This window comes from Rhizobium sp. M1, from assembly GCF_002531805.1.
GTDB classification, from domain to species: domain Bacteria; phylum Pseudomonadota; class Alphaproteobacteria; order Rhizobiales; family Rhizobiaceae; genus Rhizobium; species Rhizobium etli_C.
Genome location: NZ_NWSW01000036.1, coordinates 1 through 21374, shown reverse-complemented (window position 1 = coordinate 21374; position 21374 = coordinate 1). Strand labels below are relative to the sequence as shown.

At 61.8% G+C, this 21374-nt stretch carries 25 protein-coding genes and 1 pseudogene; 18 read left to right on the top strand and 8 right to left on the bottom strand.

Going from position 1 to position 21374, the window contains the following annotated elements; genetic code table 11:
- Nucleotides 1-14: 14 nt before the first annotated feature.
- Complete coding sequence (locus CO655_RS27420; RefSeq protein WP_097608170.1) at nt 15-737, bottom strand: LuxR family transcriptional regulator; 723 nt, start codon at nt 735-737, stop codon at nt 15-17.
- The gene (locus CO655_RS33615; RefSeq protein ID WP_141514369.1) at nt 734-1021 is read right to left on the bottom strand and encodes a hypothetical protein; all 288 of its coding nucleotides are present in this window, start codon (nt 1019-1021) and stop codon (nt 734-736) included. Before CO655_RS33615 ends, CO655_RS27420 begins: the two co-directional genes overlap by 4 nt.
- 184 nt (nt 1022-1205) lie before the next feature.
- Here CO655_RS33615 and CO655_RS27415 point away from each other — a divergent pair, with 184 nt between their 5' ends.
- On the top strand, nt 1206-2996 hold the full coding sequence (locus CO655_RS27415) for a PAS domain-containing methyl-accepting chemotaxis protein (protein WP_097667440.1): 1791 nt from the start codon (nt 1206-1208) through the stop codon (nt 2994-2996).
- Nucleotides 2997-3014: 18 nt separating this feature from the next.
- On the opposite strand, the gene CO655_RS27410 is transcribed toward CO655_RS27415, so the two are convergent.
- Nucleotides 3015-3986 carry a glycerophosphodiester phosphodiesterase family protein gene (locus tag CO655_RS27410; protein WP_097667466.1) on the bottom strand — a complete coding sequence of 324 codons (972 nt, stop codon included), beginning with the start codon at nt 3984-3986 and terminating at the stop codon, nt 3015-3017.
- A 120-nt stretch (nt 3987-4106) separates the two neighbouring features.
- On the opposite strand from CO655_RS27410, the gene CO655_RS27405 reads away from it, so the two are divergent.
- The 12 genes from CO655_RS27405 (at nt 4107) to CO655_RS27350 (ending at nt 13301) form a co-directional block, all read left to right on the top strand.
- The gene (locus CO655_RS27405) at nt 4107-4910 is read left to right on the top strand and encodes an alpha/beta hydrolase (protein WP_097667439.1); all 804 of its coding nucleotides are present in this window, start codon (nt 4107-4109) and stop codon (nt 4908-4910) included.
- A gap of 51 nt (nt 4911-4961) precedes the next feature.
- Nucleotides 4962-5972 carry a ligase-associated DNA damage response exonuclease gene (locus CO655_RS27400; protein ID WP_097667438.1) on the top strand — a complete coding sequence of 337 codons (1011 nt, stop codon included), beginning with the start codon at nt 4962-4964 and terminating at the stop codon, nt 5970-5972.
- Between the two features lie 201 nt (nt 5973-6173).
- Nucleotides 6174-7799 (top strand): cisplatin damage response ATP-dependent DNA ligase, encoded by a 1626-nt coding sequence (locus CO655_RS27395; protein ID WP_097608167.1) that lies wholly within the window; start codon nt 6174-6176, stop codon nt 7797-7799.
- A gap of 118 nt (nt 7800-7917) precedes the next feature.
- Nucleotides 7918-8841: an alpha/beta fold hydrolase gene (locus tag CO655_RS27390; protein ID WP_097667437.1), complete on the top strand. Its 924-nt coding sequence runs from the start codon at nt 7918-7920 to the stop codon at nt 8839-8841.
- Between the two features lie 47 nt (nt 8842-8888).
- On the top strand, nt 8889-9113 hold the full coding sequence (locus tag CO655_RS27385) for a hypothetical protein (protein WP_097582789.1): 225 nt from the start codon (nt 8889-8891) through the stop codon (nt 9111-9113).
- Nucleotides 9114-9167: 54 nt separating this feature from the next.
- Complete coding sequence (locus tag CO655_RS27380) at nt 9168-9866, top strand: nucleotidyl transferase AbiEii/AbiGii toxin family protein (protein ID WP_010031764.1); 699 nt, start codon at nt 9168-9170, stop codon at nt 9864-9866.
- 102 nt (nt 9867-9968) lie between these two features.
- Nucleotides 9969-10775, top strand: coding sequence for a L,D-transpeptidase (locus tag CO655_RS27375; RefSeq protein ID WP_097608165.1), 807 nt, complete (start codon nt 9969-9971; stop codon nt 10773-10775).
- Nucleotides 10776-10916: 141 nt separating this feature from the next.
- Nucleotides 10917-11651, top strand: coding sequence for a L,D-transpeptidase family protein (locus CO655_RS27370; protein WP_097667436.1), 735 nt, complete (start codon nt 10917-10919; stop codon nt 11649-11651).
- Nucleotides 11652-11899: 248 nt separating this feature from the next.
- Nucleotides 11900-12109, top strand: a complete 210-nt coding sequence (locus CO655_RS27365) for a cold-shock protein (protein WP_004676036.1) — start codon at nt 11900-11902, stop codon at nt 12107-12109.
- Nucleotides 12110-12348: 239 nt separating this feature from the next.
- Nucleotides 12349-12633: a cold-shock protein gene (locus tag CO655_RS27360; RefSeq protein ID WP_097608163.1), complete on the top strand. Its 285-nt coding sequence runs from the start codon at nt 12349-12351 to the stop codon at nt 12631-12633.
- A gap of 54 nt (nt 12634-12687) precedes the next feature.
- Entirely contained in the window at nt 12688-12924 is a 237-nt protein-coding gene (gene rpsU, locus CO655_RS27355) for a 30S ribosomal protein S21 (RefSeq protein WP_003569533.1), read from the top strand.
- A gap of 143 nt (nt 12925-13067) precedes the next feature.
- On the top strand, nt 13068-13301 hold the full coding sequence (locus CO655_RS27350) for a hypothetical protein (RefSeq protein WP_097667435.1): 234 nt from the start codon (nt 13068-13070) through the stop codon (nt 13299-13301).
- A gap of 236 nt (nt 13302-13537) precedes the next feature.
- On the opposite strand, the gene CO655_RS27345 is transcribed toward CO655_RS27350, so the two are convergent.
- Nucleotides 13538-14026, bottom strand: coding sequence for a MarR family transcriptional regulator (locus CO655_RS27345; RefSeq protein WP_097608161.1), 489 nt, complete (start codon nt 14024-14026; stop codon nt 13538-13540).
- A gap of 236 nt (nt 14027-14262) precedes the next feature.
- On the opposite strand from CO655_RS27345, the gene CO655_RS27340 reads away from it, so the two are divergent.
- A complete protein-coding gene (locus CO655_RS27340) occupies nt 14263-14685 on the top strand; it encodes an organic hydroperoxide resistance protein (protein WP_064681889.1) in 423 nt (140 codons plus the stop codon).
- A 235-nt stretch (nt 14686-14920) separates the two neighbouring features.
- Here CO655_RS27340 and CO655_RS27335 read toward each other — a convergent pair whose 3' ends face one another.
- Nucleotides 14921-15427 carry a MarR family winged helix-turn-helix transcriptional regulator gene (locus CO655_RS27335; protein ID WP_097667465.1) on the bottom strand — a complete coding sequence of 169 codons (507 nt, stop codon included), beginning with the start codon at nt 15425-15427 and terminating at the stop codon, nt 14921-14923.
- Nucleotides 15428-15513: 86 nt separating this feature from the next.
- On the opposite strand from CO655_RS27335, the gene CO655_RS27330 reads away from it, so the two are divergent.
- From CO655_RS27330 to CO655_RS27320, 3 genes are all read left to right on the top strand, one after another.
- Entirely contained in the window at nt 15514-16242 is a 729-nt protein-coding gene (locus tag CO655_RS27330; RefSeq protein WP_097667434.1) for a thioredoxin family protein, read from the top strand.
- 91 nt (nt 16243-16333) lie between these two features.
- Nucleotides 16334-16801 (top strand): DUF1579 domain-containing protein, encoded by a 468-nt coding sequence (locus CO655_RS27325; RefSeq protein ID WP_097608535.1) that lies wholly within the window; start codon nt 16334-16336, stop codon nt 16799-16801.
- Between the two features lie 50 nt (nt 16802-16851).
- A complete protein-coding gene (locus CO655_RS27320) occupies nt 16852-17631 on the top strand; it encodes a VOC family protein (RefSeq protein ID WP_097667433.1) in 780 nt (259 codons plus the stop codon).
- A 168-nt stretch (nt 17632-17799) separates the two neighbouring features.
- Here CO655_RS27320 and CO655_RS27315 read toward each other — a convergent pair whose 3' ends face one another.
- The 3 genes and pseudogenes from CO655_RS27315 to CO655_RS27300 all read right to left on the bottom strand — a co-directional run bounded on the left by CO655_RS27315 (nt 17800) and on the right by CO655_RS27300 (nt 21012).
- On the bottom strand, nt 17800-19335 hold the full coding sequence (locus CO655_RS27315) for an ABC-F family ATP-binding cassette domain-containing protein (RefSeq protein ID WP_097667432.1): 1536 nt from the start codon (nt 19333-19335) through the stop codon (nt 17800-17802).
- Between the two features lie 546 nt (nt 19336-19881).
- Nucleotides 19882-20118: pseudogene (locus CO655_RS34480) on the bottom strand (ABC transporter ATP-binding protein); the annotation flags it as partial.
- Between the two features lie 3 nt (nt 20119-20121).
- A complete protein-coding gene (locus CO655_RS27300) occupies nt 20122-21012 on the bottom strand; it encodes a hypothetical protein (protein ID WP_176539312.1) in 891 nt (296 codons plus the stop codon).
- Here CO655_RS27300 and CO655_RS34020 point away from each other — a divergent pair.
- The gene (locus CO655_RS34020) at nt 21011-21280 is read left to right on the top strand and encodes a hypothetical protein (RefSeq protein ID WP_176539311.1); all 270 of its coding nucleotides are present in this window, start codon (nt 21011-21013) and stop codon (nt 21278-21280) included. The two genes, CO655_RS27300 and CO655_RS34020, sit on opposite strands and share 2 nt — an antisense overlap.
- The last annotated feature ends 94 nt before the right edge of the window (nt 21281-21374 follow it).

Genomic DNA, 21374 nt, shown 5'->3' with positions numbered 1-21374 from the left:
CTGATCGCCGCGATCTAAACTCGAATGATATTGAGGCGCAGAGCACTGACGACTGCCTGCGTTCTTGTCGTACAGCCGAGCTTCTTGATCGCGCTGCCGATGTGATTGTTGACCGCATTTTCGGTGAGATCGAGAAGCTTTGCAATTTCGTTGCCCTTCCTGCCGCCGGCGGTGAGCCTGAGACAGTCCAGTTCGCTCCGCGTAAACTCGATGGGTTTGTGCTTCTCGTTCAATGTGAGCTGCGAGAGCCGGTCATAGATGAGAGTGGCGATGAACAGGAGCTTCGCCATTTCGATCATGCTGAAATTCCGAGAACCCGAAATCGACATGGCGCCACGTCCGCCCGCCGCGTCGTGAACGGGGAAATAGGCCCCTTTTTCCATGCCATATCGGTTGAACAGCTCGATGACCGTCGACTTCTTGCCTCCTCCACGATTGGTATTGATCGCTTCGACATCATAGTTGAAGGGGCTGGTCGACCTCATCATCCGGCGGATGACCGGGCTGTCGATCATCAGATTATGGGCATCATAGTAATCCACCATTTCCGCCGGCCAATTGGTGATGATCTTGGTCGCGCCGATCTCAACTATGTCGACCGTCGGCAGTGTCATGAACAGGAAAGCATTCATTCCAAGGTCCTGTGTGAGGCCCTTCATATATTTGAACACTTCGTAATGCGTCTTGAAGCCTGCAGCGACTTCCTCAATTCGATTGAACTCATCCTCGAGCATCATGTCTTTCTCCGATCAACAATCGCATCCAGCGCTTCGCGGCCGACGTGTCCAGCAACTGATTCTGCACGCTCGAAGGACGATGAAATATGCACTTGCAGCGGGAAAACAGAAAGGCCGTTCACCGCCGGAAATACGGAGATAAGGGGCGGATGATTGCTTAACAAAGAGTAAACCGTTCTTAGAATTTTCAGGGCGGCGCAGGTGGAAAAAGCGCTGTCTTCACGCTCGAAATCCCCGCCGGAACTTGCTGTGTCGAAGCCGACCTTTCGGAGAGCTTTGTTCAAATAACTGATTTTATTTGTAATTCTTGTGCTTTTGGGTTCAGCAGCGGGGGCTGCTGTCGGGGCAAAGGTGGGGTTAATGCAAACTTAAAGAATTTATCGGATTCTATTCCCAGATCGCTCATCCAACGCAAGTCCGGTGGGGTCGCGGCATTCATTCGCTTAAGAGCTGAGTTAGGGGGACAGCATGAAGACACTAGGATTCGGCTTCGGTTCGGATGCCAAGGCCGTACTGGCGGCGATGAGCAGGTCACAAGCCATCATCGAGTTCGACCTCACCGGCAAGATTCTGACGGCCAACGCCAATTTCTGCGCCGCGCTCGGCTACGAATTGTCAGAGATTGTCGGCCAGCACCACCGGATGTTCGTCGAGCCGGCAGAAGCCTCGTCGTCCGACTATCGCGAGTTTTGGGCAAAGCTCAGCCGAGGCGCGTTTGATCAGCGCCAATACAAGCGCATCGGCAAGGGCGGCAGGGAAATCTGGATTGAAGCTTCCTACAATCCCGTCTTCAGTGGCGGAAAGCCGTATAAAGTGGTGAAATTCGCGACCGATATCACCAAGCAGAAACTGCAGAGCGCCGAAGATGCCGGCAAGATAAACGCGCTGTCGCGCGCCCAGGCTGTTATCGAATTCACGCCGAAAGGAGAGATTCTGACAGCGAACGAGAATTTCCTGTCGGCGCTCGGTTATCAGCTTGCCGAGATCCAGGGCCGCCACCATTCCATGTTCTGCGAGAGCGCCTACGCAAACAGCGAGGATTATCGCCGGTTCTGGGAGCGCCTGGCAGCGGGTGAATTCGTGGCGGATGAGTTCCTGCGCATCGGCAAGGGCGGCAAAAGGATCTACATCCAGGCCACCTACAATCCGATCCTCGACATGAACGGTAAGGTGTTCAAGGTCGTCAAATTCGCGACTGACGTTACTGCCCGCGTCAACAATGTCGATCAGCTTGCGGCATCTTTGATGGGCCTGGCCGGCGGCGATTTGACCCAGGAGGTCGCAACACCATTCATTCCGACACTGGAAAGGCTCCGCACCGATTTCAACGCCGCGGCCACCAAGCTGCGCACAGCGATGCAGGTCGTGGCTCAAAACGCGACGGGCATCGCTGCCAGCGCCCAGCAGGTTCGTTCAGCCTCGGACGATTTGTCGAAGCGTACGGAACAGCAGGCGGCTTCCGTCGAGGAAACCGCAGCCGCCCTTGAAGAGATCACCACAACAGTCTCCGATTCGAGCAACCGTGCCCAGGAAGCCGGCCAGCTGGTTCGAAGGACCCGCGAGAACGCCGAGCGTTCCGGCGCGGTGGTCCGCAGCGCCGTCGATGCGATGGGCAAGATCGAGACATCGTCCGCAGAGATCGGCAACATCATCGGCGTCATCGACGAAATCGCCTTCCAGACCAATCTCCTGGCACTGAACGCGGGCGTCGAGGCGGCGCGCGCGGGCGATGCCGGCAAGGGTTTTGCGGTGGTCGCGCAAGAGGTTCGCGAGCTTGCTCAGAGATCGGCCAAGGCGGCAAAGGAGATCAAGGAGCTGATCGGGGCCTCCAACGAGCACGTGAAGCGCGGAGTGACGCTGGTCGGCGAAACCGGCAAGGCTCTCGAAGAGATCGTCGCCCAGGTTCAGCAGGTCAACAGCAATGTTCTTGCGATCGTCGAGAGTTCAAAGGAGCAGGCGACGGGGTTGAAGGAAATCAACACTGCGGTAAACACCATGGACCAGGGCACGCAGCAGAATGCCGCTATGGTCGAGGAATCGACGGCTGCCGCACATAGCCTCGCCAAGGAAGCCGACGCGCTTTTCCAGCTGCTGGGCCAGTTCAATATCGGCGGCCAAGCCTCGCGCCAGCAGCGCCCCGCCGTGGCAACTGCCGCTTCCAGGCCCGTCGCATCGGCACCGCGGGCAATGGCTGCAAAAGTGGGCGCAGCCTTCCATGGCAACGCGGCAGTCGCCGGCGGCGACTGGGAGGAGTTCTGAGGCGAGTGGCGCTCCGCCTCATTCCAGGAGCCGTCCGATCGTCTCGATCTCATTCGTCCAAATGCCTGCCGCATAGTTTTGCGGCAGTCGCGCCAACTGCGCGGGGTCGTCGATACCGGTGGAAAACTCACCGCCTCGATAAGGGCCGAGCACGAAAACTTCGGTGCCGGCATCCTGCATCCGGTTGAGGAAACGGTCCGGCCAGCCCCAGAGCCAGGGCGCGATATTGATCGGCACCAGCATCATCCGCTGCTTGCAGGCATCCGGCAGCAGGCCGGTCCAGCCATAGCCGATATAGCCGGTGAGGCAGCCCTTCAGGCTCTGGCGCGAGGCGGTCTTGATATCGGGCACGCGCCGGCGGATGACGTCGATCGGCTCGTCGCCGCCATAGACGATGATCTCGGCCCGTCGTGCCGCCGAAAGCCCGTTGAGCACGGCGGCGAGCTTTTCGCCCTCGGACGGATCGCGGCTCTTGACGTTGATCAGGAAACGCCGATCCGGAAAGGTCGACAATACCTCGGCAAGCGTCGGCATCATGCCGATGCCGCGGCCGCGAAAGGGAAAGCTCTTGCCGCCATCGGCGGTGTAGCCATAGCCGATGTCGAGCTTCTTCATGTCGGCCATCGCATGCTCGCGGGTGACACCGTGGCCGTCGGTGCGGCAGTCGAGCGTCCAGTCGTGGAAGACGGCGAACTGCCCGTCCGTCGCCGGGTGCACGTCGATCTCGACGATATCAGCGCCGGCGGCAAAGCCCGCCTGCATCGAGCGGATGGTATTCTCGAGATAATCGTGTTTCGGCGGCAGCATGCGGCTCGCCGTGCAGGTGTCATTCTTCAGATCGGTCTCGTCGAAGCGCTGGGCGATGCCGCGATGGGCGAGCAGCACCGGCTTTCCCGGCCGATGTTCGGCAAGCAGGCTGGTATTGTTGAGGTAGATGCCGGCCGCGGCGAGCGCGATTGCGCCGGCGCAATAGAAAAGCTTCCTGCCCATATTGCTCCCCCTGATTGCATCGAAGGTCGCAACAGCTAGAAAGCGATTCTGGTTGTTCTTGGGCTGTTTTCCGGCTTTTCTATGCTGGCCGCCGATAAACCCGAAAGGACTGTCATCGCCATGGAACGACACGACGACGAGCTCATCCATTTCGAAGCCCACGGCGCTGCCCCCTTGCCGCCGGCCGCAGTCGAAGGCCATGTCGGGCGCGAGGGCGCCCGCATCTGGTATGCGAGCTACGGCGCCGGGCCGGCCGTCATCCTGCTGCACGGCGGCCTCGGCCATAGCGGTAACTGGGGCTATCAGGTCCCGGCGCTGCTCCAAAGTGGCCGCCGCGTCGTCCTGATCGACAGCCGCGGTCATGGCCGCAGCACCCGCGATGCCCGTCCCTATACCTATGAACTGATGGCCGCCGACGTGCTTGCCGTCATGGACGAACTCTCTCTGGAACAGGCGGCATTCGTCGGCTGGAGCGACGGCGCCTGCATTGCCCTGATCCTCGCCGCGGCGGCGCCATCGCGTGTCGAGGGCGTCTTCTTCTTCGCCTGCAACATGGATCCGAGCGGCACACGGGAATTCGTTGCGACCCCGGTCATCGACCGATGCTTCAGCCGCCACGCCAAGGATTATGCGGCCTTGTCCGCCACGCCGGACGATTTCAATGCCTTCGTCGAGGCGGTGAGCCTGATGATGCGCACCGAGCCGAACTATCAGGCCGACGACCTCGCCCGCATCGGCGTGCCGGTCGCGATCGTGCTCGGCGAACACGACGAATTCATCAAAGCCGAACATGCCGAATATCTCGCCAGCAGCATTCCGAATGCTCAGATGATCTACTTGCCCGGCGTCAGCCATTTCGCGCCGCTGCAGCGTCCCGCGCAGTTCAACGCCGCAATTTTATCCTTCCTCGACGGGATAAGGTGATGAAGCTCGCTTCCTCTGGCCTCGCGCCCATTTCCCGCTATCTCTTGCGGTATGAGAGCTGACGCGCTGCTTTATCCCGCCCCGGAAGGGCTCTATTGCCCGGAAGGCGGCTTTTATGTCGATCCCGTGCGGCCGGTCGAGCGGGCGCTCGTCACCCACGGCCATTCCGATCACGCCCGGCCGGGCCATGTGAACGTGCTCGCCACCCGCCAGACGCTCGACATCATGCGCCTGCGTTACGGCGACGGCTTCTGCGCCAGCGAGCAGATTGCCGGTTTCGGCGAGGAACTGCTGATCAACGGCGTCAAGGTGAGCTTTCATCCCGCCGGCCATGTGCTCGGCTCGGCCCAGATCGCCATCGAGAGGAACGGCACCCGCATCGTCGTTTCCGGCGATTACAAGCGCCGCCCCGACCCGACCTGCGCGGCCTATGTGCCGGTTGCCTGCGATGTCTTCATCACCGAGGCGACCTTCGGCCTGCCGGTCTTCCATCATCCCGATCCGCTCGACGAGACCGGCAAGCTGCTGGCCTCGCTCCGGCAATTTCCCGAGCGCACCCATCTCGTCGGCGCCTATGCGCTGGGCAAGGCCCAGCGGGTCATCCGGCTGCTGCGCGATGCCGGCTACGTCGAGCCGATCTATATTCACGGCGCCATGGAGAAGCTCTGCGATTATTATGTCGGGCAGGGCATCGATCTCGGCGAGCTGCTGCCGGCGACCATCGAAAGCAGCGACAAATCCGCCTTCAGGGGCGCCGTCGTCATCGGCCCGTCCTCGGCCTTCGCCGACCGCTGGGCGCGCCGCTTCAACGAACCGCTGCCGGCCTTCGCCTCCGGCTGGATGATGGTGCGCCAGCGCGCCAAACAGCTCGGCGTCGAACTGCCGCTCGTCATCTCCGATCATTGCGACTGGCCGGAACTGACCGAAACGATCCGCGAGCTGCACCCGGCCGAGGTCTGGGTGACCCACGGCCGCGAGGAGGCGCTGGTGCGCTGGTGCCAATTGCAGGGCATCAAAGCCAAACCGCTGCATCTGGTGGGTTATGAGGATGAGGCGGATTGAGATGAGTTGCGTGCTGGATCAAAATCCCTCCCCAACCCCTCCCCACAAGGGGGAGGGGCTTAACGTGTCGCGCCGTCCCGTCGCAAAATCACTGCCGGGAACGCTGAGGCCGAAAGAGGGCAGGGCAGTGCCGCGGGTTAGTCCCTCTCACCTGTGGGGAGGGGTTGGGGAGGGGTCTTTTTGCCAAGCCCGGAGGCCGACATGAAAGCCTTTGCCGACCTCCTCGACCGCCTCGTGCTCACCCCCAGCCGCAACGGCAAGCTGAAGCTGCTGACCGACTATTTCCACGATACGCCTGATCCCGACCGCGGTTATGGGCTTGCCGCCATTGCCGGCACGCTGGAGGTGCGCAACGTCAAGCCGGCCATGCTGCGTGAACTGGTGCTGGAGCGCATGGACGAGGTGCTGTTCCGCTATTCCTACGATTATGTCGGCGATCTCGCCGAAACCATCTCGCTGGTCTGGGATAATGAACGGGATATCGACCGCTCGGCCCTTGCCCAGCCGCGCCTCGGCGAGGTCGTCACCCGCATGAACGGGCTCGGCCGCACCGAAGTGCGCGGCTATGTCCGCGATCTGCTCGACCGGTTGGACTCCTCCGGCCGCTTCGCCTTCATCAAGCTTGCGACCGGCGCCATGCGCATCGGCGTCTCCGCCCGCCTCGCCAAGCAGGCGTTGGCCGATCTCGGCGGCAAGGACGTCACCGAGATCGAAACCCTCTGGCACGGCCTGCAGCCGCCTTACGAGACGTTGTTTCAATGGCTGGCGGGCGGCGGCGACAAGCCGGCGCTGGCGACACCGGCGATTTTCCATTCCGTCATGCTCGCCAATGCGGTGGAGGAGGGGGATCTTGCCGGCCTCGTCCCGGGCGACTACGCCGCCGAATGGAAATGGGACGGCATCCGCGTCCAGCTTTCCCGCTCCGGCGATCGGCGCAAAATCTATTCGCGCTCCGGTGACGATATCTCCGGCGCCTTTCCCGATATTCTCGATGCGATCAATTTTTCCGGCGTCGTCGACGGCGAGCTGCTGGTCGGCGGCACCGCCCGCTCCAACAGCCCGACGCGCACCTTCTCCGACCTGCAGCAGCGGCTGAACCGCAAGACGGTGACGGCGAAGATGCTCGATGACTACCCCGCCTTCATCCGCGCCTATGACCTGCTGTTTGACGGCGAGGAGGATATTCGCGGCCGCGCCTATGTCGATCGCCGCGAGCATCTGGCCGGGGTCATCGACCGCGCCCCCCATGACCGTTTCGATCTCTCGCCGCTCGTGCCTTTCTCGTCCTGGGAGGAGCTCGACGCTTTGCGCGCCGCCCCGCCCGATCCGGTCATCGAGGGGGTGATGATCAAGCGGCGCGACAGCATCTACCAGGCCGGCCGCATGAAAGGCCCCTGGTTCAAGTGGAAGCGCAATCCTTATAACGTCGATGCGGTGCTGATGTACGCCCAGCGCGGCCACGGCAAGCGTTCGAGCTACTATTCCGATTTCACCTTCGGCGTCTGGGCCGACGACGAGGACGGCGAGCAGCTGGTGCCGGTCGGCAAGGCCTATTTCGGTTTCACCGATGCCGAGCTCGAGCTGCTCGACAAGTTCGTGCGCAACAACACCACCGAGCGCTTCGGGCCGGTGCGGGCCGTGCGCGCCGACAGGGATTTCGGCTTCGTCGTCGAGGTCGCCTTCGAGGGCATCAATCGCTCGACGCGGCACAAATCCGGGGTGGCCATGCGCTTTCCCCGCATCGCCCGCCTTCGCCCCGACAAGCCTCCCTACGAGGCCGACCGGCTGCGCACGCTGATCGCCATGATCGAGGCCAAGCCCGGGTGAGCCGGTGGGCCTGCGCAACAATGACGCAGGGCGATATTTTCAACAGGATGTGTATTGGCGCCAGCGCGTTTTCCGGTGCAAATCTTGCGGGCCGGGGAAATGATTTGGGTGCTGCGTCATGAGCTCGCATGAACAAAATTCCTTTTCCCGGCAACGCCGTGCCGTGCTGGCCGGTCTTGCCGGCGCGCTCGTCCTGCCGCGCATAGCGGCCGCTTTCGATGTCCCGGATGAACCACGCCTTGCCAGGCACGATTACGCCGAGGTCCGCCGCCACTTCCGCACGAAGCTCCTGCAGAAGGGGCCGGCGCCCGATCAATACGAACCGCTGGCCGCGGCTGCCGACGCCGAGAAGATCTTCTACCGCTCCGGCTATGGCGGCGAGCTGGAACTGGTCGCCTGGGTGTCGAAATACAAGCGCGACCGTGCGGCGAAGCCCGCCGTGCTCTTCCTGCATGGCGGCAATGCCATGGGCACCGGCCATTGGCAGCTGATGAAGCCCTATATGGATGCCGGCTATGTCGTGATGATGCCGTCGCTGCGCGGCGAAAACGGCCAGAGGGGCAATTTCTCCGGCTTTTACGACGAGGTCGATGACGTTCTCGCCGCCACCGAGCGGCTGGCGCATCTGCCGGGCGTCGATCCCCAGCGCCTGTTCATCGCCGGCCATAGTATCGGCGGCACCCTGACCATGCTGACGGCGATGAGCACCCATAAATTCCGCGCCGCCGCGCCGATTTCCGGCAATCCGAACGCCTTCCGCTTCTTCAGCCGCTATCCTCAGGACATTCGCTTCGACGACAGCAATGCGCATGAATTCGAGGTGCGTTCGGCGCTCTGTTACGCCCACAGCTTCAAATGCCCCATCCGGGTGGTTCACGGCACGGAAGAGGCGCATTTCAACGACCGCGCCGACCTGCTCGCCCGCCGTGCCCGCGCCGCCGGCACTCATATCGAAACCGACACCGTCGCCGGCAACCACACCTCGGCGCTGCCGGCCGAGATCGAACAGAGCATCCGCTTCTTCCACGGGGTGGCGGCCTGATTTCGCCGCCGCTTCAAATGGAGGGCGATCGGCCCTATATTGCTAGAATGACGACGGATGCAGAAACCATGATCGTGCCGAACGACTTCCCCGAGTTGAGATCGCTCGCTTGGAATCGCGATCCCGCGCGCGCCATGCCTGCCAACGAGGCCTTCGCGCTTTATGAGCGGAATTGGCGTTTCATCGATACCGGCAGGTTGACCGAACGGGAGAAGCAGCTGATCCGCGATCTCACAGCGACATACGGCAACGGCGTCCTGCTCGTCTCCTGATTTTCCGTTTTTTTATCCTTCACCTTTAGGCTGGACGGAAATTGGGTGGTCATCATGGAATTCAGACGTCCGGAACATCGCACCATCGCTGCGGCCCTTCGGCTGGTGGAGGCTGATTTTTTGTTGGCCAACAAGTGTTGGTTTGCCGGCGGAACAGCCATTGTCATGCATCTCGATGAATATCGGTTGTCGCTCGATGTCGATTTTCTCTGCGCGGATGGCGAGGGATATCGCGTCTTGCGTATGGCGGCGGTCGAAAGCGGAGTAGGAGCTTTTTTTGGGGCGCCGGTCACGACGCTCAGGGACTTCAGGACAGACCAATACGGGCTGCGTACGGTCCTTACCCTCGAAGGCCAGCCTATTCGCTTCGAAATCGTGCGCGAGGCGCGGATCGCACTTGAAGGTAGTTTCGATTCGCGACTGAACGTTCCAACGCTGTCGCTGCCCGATACGTTCGCCGAAAAACTGCTCGCCAATGCTGACCGCTGTCAAGACCGGTCTGTGGCCTATCGCGATGCTATCGATCTCGGCATGCTTCTCACCCGCTATGAGGAGATTCCCGCTGTTGCCGTTCGGAAGGCGACGGAAGCTTATGGCCAGGACATTAAACGCAAGATCGGCTGGGTTCTCACCAGGCTTGAGGACGAGACGGAATTGAAACATGCCGCAAGCGTTCTGCAGATGGACGGCGATCTTGCGGTACAGGCGATCACCGCCCTTCGCGGCGAAGCGCAGCGGCTCTGGTCGTTTTAATCTCGCGGCTTTTCCCGCGCCCACACCAGCCTCGCGCCAGCCGCGGATGCCATCGTCGCGGCAGATATCGCTGTCTCGCCGATCGTTGATAAGGGTGGTTCGATGAATTTTCTGCGCCGGGTCTTCCCGATTGCCGGGCTCGTGATGGTCGCTGCCTCGCTCAGCGGCTGCAACATCCTCATTCCCGATGTCGCCGCCGATTCGCCCGCCCGCTTCGTCCAGGAAACTTCGCCGGTCTTCTATCAGCCGCCCGGCGTCGATCCGCGCCGGGTGCGGCCGATCCCCGATCAGCCGGTGCCGCAGACGCGCGAGCTTTACAAGACCCAGTTCCACCAGACCTATGGCCTGCCGGTCACCAATCCGGTGCATGCGGCGATGTATGGCGAGCTGCGCGACGAGGATTTCACCCTGCCGTCGATCCCGGTTAGCCGCGTGCAGCCGCAATTCCTGCGCCAGGAGGTCGATTACCAGACGACCGAGCGTCCCGGCACCGTCGTCGTCGATACCAAGGCGCGTTTCCTTTATTTTGTCGAGGGCAACGGCAAGGCGATGCGCTATGGCGTCGGCCTCGGCCGCGACGGTTACGCCTGGTCGGGCCGCGGCGTCGTCCAGTGGAAGCAGAAATGGCCGCGCTGGACGCCGCCGGCCGAAATGGTCTCGCGCCAGCCCGATGTTCGTGCTTTTTCCGCCGAAAACGGCGGCATGAACCCGGGGCTCCAGAACCCGCTCGGCGCGCGCGCCATGTACATCTTCAAGGACGGGCAGGATACGCTCTATCGCATCCACGGCACGCCCGACTGGCAGTCGATCGGCAAGGCCACATCGTCCGGCTGCGTGCGCATGCTGAACCAGGACGTCGTCGATCTCTATGATCGCCTTCCCGCCAAGGCCGAGATCGTTGTGATGTAGCGCTGCAACAGCGCTGCCCATATCGTCCGCTCCATCAGGAACACGTCTGCGTGAAGCTATGGTTTATTTGGCGCAAGCCGATAGATTTCCTTATGTCGTTATCCCAGGATTCCCGCATCAAAAGGAAATCAGTCCCGCGTCATGAGTTCCGATAGACATCTTTCCCGCCGTAGCTTTCTTTCCCTTTCGGCTCTGACCGCAGCCTCCGCGCTCACCGGCTGCGCCTCCTCCGCCAACACCGTGACATCGGGCGACACGTCGATCATCTACCGTTCGCCCATGCGCCTGTTTCAGTCGCCGGGAGCGTCGAGCGTGCCGAGCGGGCCTGAGCTTGCCGTCATGTACGGCCCGGTCGAGGACGGCGGTTTCCTCATTCCCGCCGTTCCCTATGAAGAGATCGATCCGCGCTACTATCGCCAGCGCGTCGTCGATCCCACCGGCCAGCCGCCCGGCACCATCGTCGTCGATACGCCGTCGCGCTTCCTCTATCTCGTCCAGGCCGATGGCATGGCGATGCGTTACGGCGTCGGCATCGGCCGCGAAGGATTTGCCTGGCAGGGATCGGGCGTCATTCAATGGCGTCAGAAATGGCCGCGCTGGAAGCCGCCGAACGAAATGGTCGCCCGCCAGCCGGAACTCGTCAAATATTCGATCGAGAATGGCGGCATGGAGCCCGGCCTGAAGAACCCGCTCGGTGCCCGCGCGCTCTATAGCTTCTCGAACGGCGAGGACACGCTCTACCGCCTGCACGGCAATCCCGACTGGCGCTCGATCGGCAAGGCCGTCTCCTCCGGCTGCGTCCGGCTGCTGAACCAGGATATCATCGATCTCTATGACCGCGTTCCGACGAAGGCGCCGATCGTCGTCTGGCAATGATGCCGCCGGGGCGGCCGCCGGCCGGCCGCCTCTGCCTTTCTTCCGCCTGGCAATTCCCCGCTCGGAAAAGTTTTATTTCTGATTTAGCATTGCTTAATTCGACAAAAGGCCTACATGGTGCCTATCGAATTTTGCTTGTGACCTTTGTCCATGCGCCCTAAGTGCGCTTCGTCAGATCTCGTCTCAACATCGATATTGCCCGCGGACATCCTTCCCGGGCGCACACAAACGGTTGAAAGGAGATCGTTATGAATTCAGGCGTCGTCAAGTGGTTCAATGGTACCAAGGGTTTCGGCTTCATCCAGCCCGATGATGGTTCCACGGACGTTTTCGTCCACATTTCGGCAGTCGAACGCGCCGGCATGCGCGAACTCACCGAAGGTCAGAAGGTCCGTTACGACCTCGTTCGCGACAAGCGCTCGGGCAAGAACGCGGCCGACAACCTTCAGGCCGCATGATTTGTCATTCGCCCTACAGCGCCGCGCGTCTTTTTAAGACTGGCAAAGGACGCTGTAGCATTTTGGCTGGCCACGGATGTGACAGCGAGCTGACCACGGATGTACTGGCAGCGAGCTTACCAAACTGGCAGCGGAAGGGCTGAGTGACGGGAAGAGGTCGGGTCCGCGCCCGGCCTTTTTGCTTTGATCGCGGTCTTAGATCGACCAATTGAACAGCCGAAGAGTTGAGGGACACTGCAATGGGCAGGCCAAACTACAAAGTCGGCGACACGATAGTGCTGAAATCCGGCCTCACGCGCACCGCGAAAGCCGAGAAGCGATGCCGGATCGCCAGCATTCTGCCCAACGACCACGGGCATGTGCAATATCGCGTCCGGTTTGACGCCGAGAATTTCGAACGCCGCATCACCGAGGCCGACATCGATACCGGGAAATCACCATGCGAGGCGTCCCCCGAGGCGGTGACCAAGTCGGACGGCGCCGGGTCCTGGCTCAAATCTTCGAGCATCAGGATCGGGAAATAGCCCCGCGTTTTATTATCGACAGTGCGGCGTCGCCGCCGAAGAAAGGATATCATCTTGCAGGTACTCGTCAGGGATAACAACGTCGATCAGGCACTGCGCGTGCTCAAGAAAAAGATGCAGCGGGAAGGTCTGTTCCGGGAAATGAAAGCGCGCAGCGCCTTCGAGAAACCCTCCGAGAAACGCGCCCGCGAAAAAGCCGAAGCCATTCGCCGCCAGCGCAAGCTTGCCCGCAAGAAGCTGCAGCGTGAAGGCCTGCTGCCGGCGCCGAAGAAGGTTCTTCGCGCCCGCTAACCCGGCCGTGAACAACGGCCCGGCCGCGGCATCGCGGCCAACGTGGAACCCCGGCCGGCCGTGGATTGCGGCCCGGCCAAGGAATCACGGCTTGCACTGCGGAGCCATGGTTCAAACACTGTCGTTACCTGGGAAAGGGGCACATGACCGCCACCAAGGGAGAATTCTTCAATCCCGCCAAGCTGTCGCCCCGCGACAAGGCGGAAGCGACCGATCACACGGCGCGCGCCATCATCGCGGCCGAGGCCTCCGCCCGCGACAAGAAGACGGAAAAGCTGAAGGCGTTGCGCCTGCAGCAGGCGGCCGAGGCGGAAGCGGAAGCTGCGCCGGCAAAGAAGCGCCGGCCGTCGGCCAAACACGCTCAGCGGCGGCCTTGATCCCGCCCAGCAGGGGTCGTTAAAGCCCGTCACGCAAAAACTGTGCAGCGGTTTTGCGGCAACGACATGCGTGAAAATAAAGAGCTAAAGCGCAGGAAGCGAATCTGAAAGATCGCGATGCGCTTTAAGCATGTCGCGCAAAAGTGTGCGCGGTTTTGCGGCAACGACATGCGTAAAATAGAGAGCTAAAGCGCAGGGAGCGAATCTGGAAGATCGCGATGCCCGCTTTAGCGCCGTCAGCCGCCGGCGAGGCCGGCCCGGCCGAGATTGGCTCGCAGCCGATGCAGCATGTCGCGCATCTCACCCAGTTCCTCCAGTGTGCAGCCGGCGGCTTGTCCGATCGCCGTCATGATCGTATCGACCTCGGCCTTCATCGCCTGGCCCTTCGGGGTCAGCGACACGATGACCTGGCGCTCGTCGCGCAGGTCGCGGATGCGCTTGATCAGCCCGCTTTGTTCCAGCCGTTTCAACAATGGCGACAGCGTGCCGGAATCGAGGTCCAGCTGCTCGCCGATCGTCTTCACCGGCAGTTCGCTGCGCTCCCACAGCACCAGCATCACCAGATATTGCGGATAGGTGAGGCCGACCCTGTCGAGGATCGGCTTGTAGGCGCGGGTAAAGGCGTGTGCCGTCGCGTAGACCGCGAAGCACAGCTGCTTTTCCAGCCGCTTCTCCTCCTCCGGTATCTCCATCGTCTTTGCCGTTTGCGCTTTCATATCCACCATCCCAGAGCGTGATGCCGAAAAGTGTGAGCGGTTTTCGGACGACATCATGCTCTCACTTTTACATAGAGCAGGATTCAGATTTTAGGCCGAGCCGGCCTGAAATCGTCCCGCCCTAAGGCTGCGATTGTCTTCTTTTCGACGCCGAAATGCAATTTGCAAAATTCACTTGCGTGCAATTTAATTGTGCGATATTGAAAATCCAACCCCGATCGAAGGGCCAACCAAAGGAGATTGTCATGCCTATTCTCTATACGACCCAAGCCTCTGCCACCGGCGGCCGCGCCGGCCGCGCCGTTTCCGATAACGGCGTCCTGGACGTGACGCTGACCGTTCCCAAGGAACTCGGCGGCGACGGCGCTACCGGCACCAATCCCGAACAGCTTTTCGCCGCCGGCTATTCCGCCTGCTTCCTCGGTGCCCTGAAATTTGTCGCGGGCCAGCAGAAGGTCAAGATTCCGGAGGAAACGACGGTCTCCGCCAAGGTCGGCATCGGCCCGCGCGAAGACGGCACCGGCTTCGGCATCGACGTGGCGCTGACCGTCAACATTCCCGGTCTCGACCGCGAAACCGCCGAAAAGCTCGCCGCCGCCGCCCACATCGTCTGCCCCTACAGCCACGCCATGCGCACTTCGACCGAAGTTCCGGTCACGGTTGCCTGATGGAATAAGCAGCCGGAAGATCGGCGAGGCGGCCCCTCATCCGCCTGCCGGCACCTTCTCCCCGTAAACGGGGCGAAGGGAGCAAGCCGCAAACTCTCCGTTCCCCACAGGTCTGTCGCAGGGCACGTCCCCTCTCCCCGCGCGCGGGGAGAGGGTTAGGGTGAGGGGCAGCCGTTGGTGCAATCGAGCAGCTGCGGACTTGCTCGACCAATGGCGGACTGACGTTCGGCTCGCCCTACGCGCCTATCGCCCGTTCGCTTCGCGGTCCAGCCGGTTTCACCGTCTCGTCCGTCATCCCCGACACCGCCTGCAGATCCTGCCGCAGCCGCGCGGAACTTCCATCCGGGAGCTTTTGGTCGAGCGCCGCATGCGTCTCTTTCCAGATCGGCAGCGCTCTTGCCAGCACCGCCTTGCCTTCGCCGGTGAGCACGAGCAGGCGGCCGCGCCGGTCCTTCGGATTTTCCATCACGCTCACCCAGCCCTTGCGCTGTAAGGGCTTCAGCGCCGCCGTCAGCGTCGTCTGGTCCATGGCGAGCAGGGCTGCGACCGGCCCCATCGGCGGCGGCTCCGGCCGGTTCAGCGACATCATCAGCGAAAACTGCCCGTTGGTCAGTCCCGCGGGCCGCAATGCGTCGTCGAACAGCCGGGCGAGCGCCCGCGCCGCTCGTTGCGCATGCAGGCAGAGGCAGGTGTCGCGCACCAGCAGCGTTGTAGAAAAAGGAATTTCAACCGAATTTGACATGGCCATTTTATATTGATATCAATCTTTCTAGTCAAGGAGAAGGAGATGGGCCGGCTCGCCGGCGACGCCGGAGGAGGGCGCATTCCATGCAGAACGAAGTTGTTTCCCGCGAGCAATGGCTGGAGGCCCGCCGCGCTCTGCTCTTGAAGGAAAAGGAGGCGACGAAGCTGCGCGACAGCGTCAACGCCGCCCGTATGGCGCTGCCCTGGGTGAAGGTCGACAAGGATTATGTCTTCGATACGCCCGAGGGAAAGAAGTCGCTCGCCGATCTCTTCGACGGCCGCAGCCAGCTGCTGATCTATCATTTCATGCTCGGCCCGGATTGGGAGGCCGGCTGCCCCGGCTGCTCTTTCCTCGCCGATCACGTCGACGGCGCCCTGCCGCATCTCAACCATCACGACGTCACCTGGGTCGCCGTTTCGCGCGCGCCGCTTGAGAAGATCGCCGCCTATAAGAGGCGGATGGGCTGGAAATTTCCCTGGGTCTCGTCCTTCGGCAGCGATTTCAATTTCGATTATCACGTTTCTTTCAGCCCCGAGGACCTTGCCAAAGACAAGGTCTTCTACAATTTCACTGCTATTGAGCCGGCAGAGGCCCACGACGAACTGCCGGGCCTCAGCGCCTTCTACCGCAACGACAAGGGCGAGGTCTTCCATACCTATTCGAGTTATGCCCGCGGGCCGGAGGAACTGATCGGCACTTTGATGATCCTCGACCGCGCGCCGAAGGGCCGCAACGAGCAGGGCACGATGAATTTCGTGCGCCGCCATGACGAATATGAGGACGCCCAAACGGCGCCATCCTGCTGTCACTGAGCAGGCACATGATGCCGAAATCCGTGGGGCGGTTTCCGGACGACGCCATGCTCTTGGAACAGGCGTCGCCATCACCTGAAGGGAGAAGAGGATGATGAAGACGGCTGAAGTGCTGAAGGAACATTCCTTCCTGGAACGACTGGTCGGCGACTGGAGCGTCACCGCACCCGAGATGGGCGGCAGCGACGACTGGACGGAGACCGTCCGCTCGCTGCACGGAATCTGGTTCGTCGCCGAAGGGCACGGCCGCATGCCCGACGGTAAACAGGCCACCACGATCCTGACGCTCGGCTACAACGCCGAAAAGGGCAAGTATGTCGGTAGCTGGATCGGCTCGATGATGGACTTCATGTGGGTCTATGAAGGCGAGGTCGATGCCTCCGGCAACGTGCTCGACCTCTATACGACGGGACCCGACTTCAATGGCGAGGGCCTGGCCGATTACCGCGAGCAGATCACCTTCATCAACCCCGATCACCGCACCTTCACCTCCAGCGCCAGACAGGCCGACGGCTCCTGGAAGCAGTTCATGGAAGCGCATTACACCCGCAAGATCTGACAATCACGGCGCCGCAAGCATCGCAGAGGCGTCAGAAAAGGGAGAGTTCTATGTCCAAGACGCATGGAAAGTTCATCTGGTGCGAGCTGATGACCCCCGACACCGCAGCCGCCGCGAAATTCTACAGCTCCGTCGTCGGCTGGACCACCTCGGAAATGAAGGTCGAGGGCATGCCGACCTATACGGTCTTCGAGGCGAACGGCATTGGCGTCGGCGGCCTGATGGAATTTCCGGCCGAACTCGAAGGCCAGGGCATTCCGCCGAACTGGACGGGTTATGTCGGCGTCGATGACGTCGACCAGTCGGCAAAGGATTTCGCTGCCAATGGCGGGGCTGTCCGCCGTCCGCCGGAAGACATCCCGACCATCGGCCGTTTCGCCGTCGTCGCCGATCCGCATGGCGCGGTGCTCTGCATCATGACGCCGGCGCCGATGGAACAGAGCTGGCCTGAACTCGCCTTCGACGCGCCGGGCAACATCGGCTGGCGCGAGCTTTATTCCGGCAACGGCAAGGACGCGCTTGCCTTCTATACCAAGCTGTTCGGCTGGACCAAGGACAGCGAGATGGATATGGGCGCGATGGGCGTCTACTACATCTTCGCCCATGACGGCCGGCAGACCGGCGGCATGATGACCAAGCCCGACAACATGCCGATGCCCTTCTGGTGCTATTATTTCATCGTGCCCACCCTCGATGCCGCGATCGAACGCGTCACCTCGGGCGGCGGCAAGGTCGTCAACGGCCCGATGGAAGTCCCCGGCGGCAGCTGGATCATCCAGGCCACCGACCCGCAGGGCGCCTTCTTCTGCCTGGTGGCGCCGAAGCGGTAGGTTTTGGCCTCTTTGGCGTCGTGCCGGCAGCCCCCTCATCCGCCTGCCGGCACCTTCTCCCCGAGGGGAGAAGAGACTCGCGGCGACGTCTCGATTCTCCCTTCTCCCCTCGGGGAGAAGGTGCCCGTAGGGCGGATGAGGGGGCTGCACGGCACCCCTCACCATCCATCACCCCTCACATCCATCACCCGCCACCGAAGCAAAGAACCCTTCCGGGCTCTCCACTTCCACCAGCCGCCTCTTCTCGATCAGCCAGAAGCGGTTGCCCACCGCCCGCACAAAGCTGCGGTCGTGCGATACCAGCAGGCAGCTCGCCTCCTGCGCCATCAGCTCGCTTTCGAGCGCTTCCTGTCCCTCGATGTCGAGGTGGTTGGTCGGCTCGTCGAGCAGATAGAAGTTCGGTTCGGTCAGCCGCAGCACCAGCATGCCGAGCCGTGCCTTCTGGCCGCCGGAGAGCTGGCCGATCGGTTTTGTCTGCATGTCGATCGTCATGCCGGCGCCGGCCAGCAGGGCGCGCGCCCTGTGGTCGCCGACATCGAAACGGCGGATGATCGTGCCGATCGGCGTATCGCCGTCGGCAAGATCGGCAAGCGCCTGATCGCCATAGCCGAGAACCAGCGACGGCGTCGCCTTGATGCCGTCTGCCGTCGTCTCCGGCCTTTCGACCGCCTGTTTCAGCATCGACACCAGCCGCGACTTGCCGGCGCCGTTAAGGCCGAGGAGCACGATGCGGTCGCCCTGGCAGATGAATTGCCGGCCGGTCCTGAACAGCAGCGTTCCATCCGGCGTTGTCACCGCCGCATCCTCCAGCGTCACCAGCACCTTGGCATGCGTGCCGCGGTTGGCAAGCCGGATGGCGCCGGCCGAGCGCTCCAGATGCGCCGGTTTTGCCGCATCCTCCAGCTTCTCCGCCCGCTGCTTCAGCTGCTTCGTCTTAACGACGAGCAGGTCGCTGCCGGAATTGATGCCGATATTGTTGAGCTTGGCCGCCTGCTTTCGCAGCTGTTCCGCCGTCTTCATATCGCGCTCGTAGCGCCGCGCTTCGGCGGCGTCGGCCTTATCGAGGGCGGCGCGCGCCCTGCTGTAGGGGAGGGCAAAGACCGGCGATTGTTCCGGCCGCAGGAACAGCGTCCGGTTGGTCGTCGCATCGAGAAAGGCGCGGTCATGGCTGGAGAGGATCACCGGCACGTCGCGCGGCAGCGCATTCAGCCAGCTTTCCAGCTGCGCGATCTTTTCGAGATCGAGATGGTTGGTCGGCTCGTCGAGCAGAAGTACGTCGGGTTCGCTCACCCAGGTACGGGCCAGCATGGCAAGCCGCTGCCAACCGCCGCTCAACTGCTGCAGCGGCCGCCGCCGCGTGGCCTCCGGCACCTCGAGCGATTCCAGCACGACGTCGACGCGCCAGCTCTCGCTTTCGGCCTGATCGGCCGGCAGAGCCTGCAGCACCGCATCGTAAAACGCCGTGTCGAAAAGAGCGGCCGGCACATTCTGGGCGACATGGCCGACGGTCAGCCCGCGCGCCTTGGTGATTTCGCCCTCGCTCGGCTCGAGCGCGCCGGTGATGCAGGCAAGCAGGGTGGACTTCCCGCGCCCGTTGGCGGCGACGAGGCCGATGCGGTCGCCGGCATTGACGACGAGGTTAAACTTGGAAAACAACGGGTTGCCCAGCGTCACGCCGAGGTTGCGGATAGTGATGAGTGTCATGATCGTTCTCTGGTCTTGACCGGTAGGGGCGCATCCGGGGCATCAGCCATCACGGAATTGCGCCTTTCAGGCCCGGGACGTTACAGAAATGCGCGCAGCTTGGAGACGGCGCCGCATTGGCCACGAAGGGCAGACCAGGAAGAGATGTCGAGAAACGGTCTCTGGTCAGCCCTGCAAACGCATTTGCAGGGCGTCGACGGGACCACGCTGGCGATGATGCCGGAAGTAAGTTTGCATAGCGTGATCCTCCTTTCTCGAATGGGTTGCAGGATGGAAATACCATTGCCGGCAAAAAGAGGCAAGAGAATCGCCGGTGCGGCGCCCAAGAGAGCCTCATGCTGAGGTGCCCCGCAGGGGCCTCGAAGGACGGGGCGGGTGCGCTGACGCCGCTGGGTGCAAGGAGCGGCGTCGGAGCGTGTCCTTCGAGGCTCCGGCCTTCGGCCTGCGCGCCTCAGGATGAGGGAGGTTGGTGGGTGCCGCGCCTCCCGAAAGGCGGAGGGAATGGAGAGGTGTCGCTGGCGGGAGGCAGCGCTGCTCCCCCTAAAATCACCCACCCACACTGGCAGCCAATTCCAGCCGACGCTCTATTCCGATACTTTCGACAAACGTCTCGTCATGGCTGACGACGATGAGCGCGCCGTCATAAGCACGCAGCCCGGCCTCGACCGCAGCGATCGAGCCGATGTCGAGATGGTTGGTCGGCTCGCCGAGGACCAGGAGCGTCGTCGTGCCCAGAAGCGTCGCAATGGCTCACCATATCTGCACCAGCATTGCGCCGTTCAGAAGTCATTGGCGGCAAAGGTTACTTATTTCTCCAACCTTTTGCCGCAGGTCCGCAAGGGCTTTGCCAGCCAGTTCGGTGCCCAATTGTTTGTACGTCGTGGTGTCGGCCATCTTCTCGGTCATACAGGTGCAATAGGTTTGGATTTGCTGCTGGGTAATAGCTTGGTTGAGTGAGGCCTGCTTCTGAACGCACGCAAACTGGGTGTCAGCTATGAATGATCTTCGAGCTTCGCCATCGATTGCTTCGTCGCGAGAGAACACAAGCTCTCCGTAGGTAAAAAGGCCGACGAAAATTGTGACAAAGACCGCCGCGAACGTGATTGCCCCCCGAATGGCACTTGCGTTCGACTTAGCTTGCCCCCTTTTGAAAACGTTTCGTATGGCTGCAATCACAACAAATAATAGTGGAGCGGCGAGAACCTGCCCACCTAAAGCGCCAATCGTTTCCGCACTCCGAGTGTGGGCGTAGCTTGCTAATTCAAAGCCTCGACCGTTCGCGACCTGAAGTAACAAGGCGGCAGCGCTAACGCCAATGCCAATATTGGCACTTCTCCAAAGGCTCCACTTTTGGGCTGCACGATGCCCGATCGCCTCTTCCATAGTCATGCCCTTCTCCTCTAAGCCGCCGCTTTCATAGGTTGAATGCGTTATATATTGCAAGTATGGCATCGCTTTCGAACTAGCGAGATGAAGCCTTTTCATGGCGAAACGGGCTAGTGGAGCAATCGAGATTGAGCGAAGACTTGATGGCAGGCCCGAAAGGCAAAAATGCCTTGGGGCAGCCGTCGGAGCATCATCGCTGATCTGCGAAGGCTGGCCGATCTGGCGGAAGTAAGTGGTGACGGGGTTTCCGCTGTCGGGGCGCTGAAGCTTGCATGGAACATCACGTATCATGTCCCTGCCAACGAGGCGGCCTTCCATCGATATCGTCATTGACGTTGGGGAGGTTGCCGCCGCGCTCGCGGCCCGCTTCAGCCCGGAAGATGTCGCCAGCATTGCCGCGACCGTGGCCGATCTGCGTCAATACCGCCTCGAACTGATCGAGGCAGAACGGGAAAACCGCCACCGTTCACTGATTGCCACTACCGTCCATAGGGATGCAAGAAGCAGTGTTGCAGAGTGCTTCGAGGCTACGCCCTTTGGGCTTCGCACCTCAGCATGAGGGACGTTGGCGGATGCCGCGCTCATAACTGCGGGCGTGACAGATGCGCCGTCCCACGAGAGCCTCATCCTGAGAGCCTGTGAATGTTTGGTGG